The organism is Sphingobium sp. Ant17, assembly GCF_000588875.1.
In the GTDB taxonomy this organism is placed as follows: Bacteria; Pseudomonadota; Alphaproteobacteria; order Sphingomonadales; family Sphingomonadaceae; genus Sphingobium.
Window position 1 is genome coordinate 1 of the sequence record NZ_JEMV01000157.1, and the last position, 2,290, is coordinate 2,290.

Genomic DNA, 2,290 nt, shown 5'->3' on the forward strand with positions numbered 1-2,290 from the left:
CCATAGCGTCTGTGACCCACCCGATCCCATCCCGAACTCGGCCGTGAAACCAGTCTGCGCCGATGGTACTATTGCTCAAGCACTGGAAGAGTAGGGCGTCGCCAGGCATTGAAGCTCGCGCAAAATCAGCAAAAACCCATTCATGATGCCAATGGCTAATCAGCCCTGAAGCCTGTTCCCAAGGGAATGCGCCAAACGGGCCAAAGGCCCGCAAGGCCGAACGGCCGCCCGAGCTTATGCGAGGAAAGCCAAGTCGACAGCAAGTCGATGCCGGCGCTTGAGGCCAAACAAACTCTCCGCGGGATGGAGCAGCCCGGTAGCTCGTCAGGCTCATAACCTGAAGGTCGTAGGTTCAAATCCTACTCCCGCAACCACCGAAACCGACATTCCACAAAGCCCCGACGCAAATGCGCCGGGGCTTTGTGCATTCTCGGCCAATCCACGCTGTTCGATCCACTCCAGGATCCTGCCAAACTCGCCGTAGAGCATGGCGTTGACCTCACCGCGCTTCGCGCCGGGCGTAAGCTCGATGCGCTCGATCAGCGCCCGCAACGCATCGGCGGCTTCCTGGCGCTCTTCCGGCTGCGATAGTGCGTGCGTCAGTCGTTCCACCTTGCGCCGATAAATCTCGGAGATGTTGGGATGGATGTCGGGCACATCCACCGGTGCCGCAGCGAGCCGGGCGCGGAGCGCATCCTCTTGGGCTTCCAACTCCAAAAGTTCATCGACAAGCGCGCGTGTGCCCTTGCCTTCTTTCGCGAGTGTCACAAGGCCGTTGATCGCCTTGAGGACTTTCTGCAGATCCGTTCGATCGGCGATTTCTGACGCGCGGCGCTGGTGATTGATCCGGTTGCTCTCGTCGACAAAGGTCCGAATGGCCTCTGCTGCGATATCGGGGGTCATCATGCGATCGCGCAGGCCGTCAAGGACGCGCGCTTCCAGCTTGTCTCGCGTGATGCTATGCCCGTTCGCGCAGCTTTTCGTATCACCATGGTTCGAACAGGCAAACCGCCCCTGCCCGCGAAGGGAATAAGGACCGCCGCAGCAGCCGCAATAGACCAGGCCCGAGAGAAGGCTTTTGGGGCGATGCGTTCGATTAAGAGCTGTATGGGCGGAGCGCGTTGCCTCGATGACGTCGGCATATTGGATCGCGATATTCTCCTGCCTTGCCTTCACRGCCTGCCAGAGTTCTTCATCCACGATCCGCAGGTCAGGAACCTCGGTCACAATCCATTCGGATTTGGGATTGATRCGRGAGACGCGCTTGCCRGTTTGCGGGTTCTTCARATAGCGCAGCCGGTTCCAGACRAGTTTGCCGATATAMAGCTCATTGTTGAGGAGGCCKGTGCCGCGCTTGGCGTGGCCGCGGATCGTGGTTGATGTCCACAGCTTGCCCGTTGGGGCTGAAATCCCGGARTCATTCAGACGGCAGGCRATTGCRTGGGGGCTGAGCCCRTTGGCGAACTGTCGGAAAACCTGGCGAATGACTTCAGCTTCSGCGGCATTGATGCTGCGYTCACCGTGGACCGGTTCGCCTTCGCTGGAGAAGCGCCGCACGACGTCATAGCCAAAGCAAAGCCCGCCACCCGATTTGCCCTTCTCGACGCGGCCGCGCAGACCGCGATGGGTCTTCTTCGCAAGATCCTTGAGGAACAGCGCGTTCATCGTGCCCTTGAGGCCGACATGCAGTTCGGAAACCTCACCCTCTGCCAAGGTGACGATCTTCACGCCGGCGAACTGGAGATTCTTGTAGAGCGTGGCAACGTCGGCCTGGTCGCGCGACACCCGATCCAACGCCTCGGCCAGCAGAATGTCGAAGCGCCCCATCTGCGCATCCTGCAAAAGTGACTGGATGCCGGGACGCAGTATGACGCTCGCGCCTGAGATCGCTGCATCCTTATAATTGGCGACAATCCGCCAGCCTTCGCGCGCCGCCTGTTCACGGCATATCAAAAACTGATCGTCGATCGATGCAGGGCTCTGCTTATCGTCGGAATAGCGGGCATACARCGCTACGCGGGGCATTCGGAGTCTCCAGGGATGATCTTTGGGGTCAGTCTACAGATTTGACCATGCTTGCCAATCTGAGGAATATATCAAAATTGGAACGCGCTTTTATGCCGTCGCCCGGAATTCCGCCCGGCACTGAACGGGGTCTGCGATGCCGGAATCGATAAACTAGCGGTGACCTGCCGATGGCCTTCGTCGGCTCCTTGTAGCAAAATATTCGCTTCTCGGGTGCAGTCCGTCTTCTGCTAATCCGGCGGGAGTCGACCAGTCTCGGTCGCTC

At 59.3% G+C, this 2,290-nt stretch carries 2 protein-coding genes, 1 tRNA gene, 1 rRNA gene and 1 pseudogene; 4 read left to right on the forward strand and 1 reads right to left on the reverse strand.

Translation table 11 applies throughout. The features are described from left to right. The 4 genes from rrf to BF95_RS30045 all read left to right on the forward strand — a co-directional run. Nucleotides 1-107: ribosomal RNA gene (gene rrf / locus BF95_RS24945) — 5S ribosomal RNA — on the forward strand; the annotation flags it as partial. A gap of 190 nt (nt 108-297) precedes the next feature. After that, nucleotides 298-374, forward strand: a tRNA-Met gene (locus tag BF95_RS24950). A 46-nt stretch (nt 375-420) separates the two neighbouring features. Beyond that, nucleotides 421-591 (forward strand): hypothetical protein, encoded by a 171-nt coding sequence (locus BF95_RS30040; protein WP_235209848.1) that lies wholly within the window; start codon nt 421-423, stop codon nt 589-591. Nucleotides 592-642: 51 nt separating this feature from the next. Next, on the forward strand, nt 643-825 hold the full coding sequence (locus BF95_RS30045; protein ID WP_043153255.1) for a hypothetical protein: 183 nt from the start codon (nt 643-645) through the stop codon (nt 823-825). Nucleotides 826-972: 147 nt separating this feature from the next. Here the strand turns inward: BF95_RS30045 and BF95_RS30050 are convergent. Further along, nucleotides 973-2,025: pseudogene (locus BF95_RS30050) on the reverse strand (recombinase family protein); the annotation flags it as partial. Between the last annotated feature and the right edge of the window lie 265 nt (nt 2,026-2,290).

What these genes read in the sequence shown, in the direction of transcription:
- BF95_RS30045 (WP_043153255.1), top strand. Translation starts at nt 643, where the DNA reads ATGGATGTCGGGCACATCCACCGGTGCCGCAGCGAGCCGGGCGCGGAG.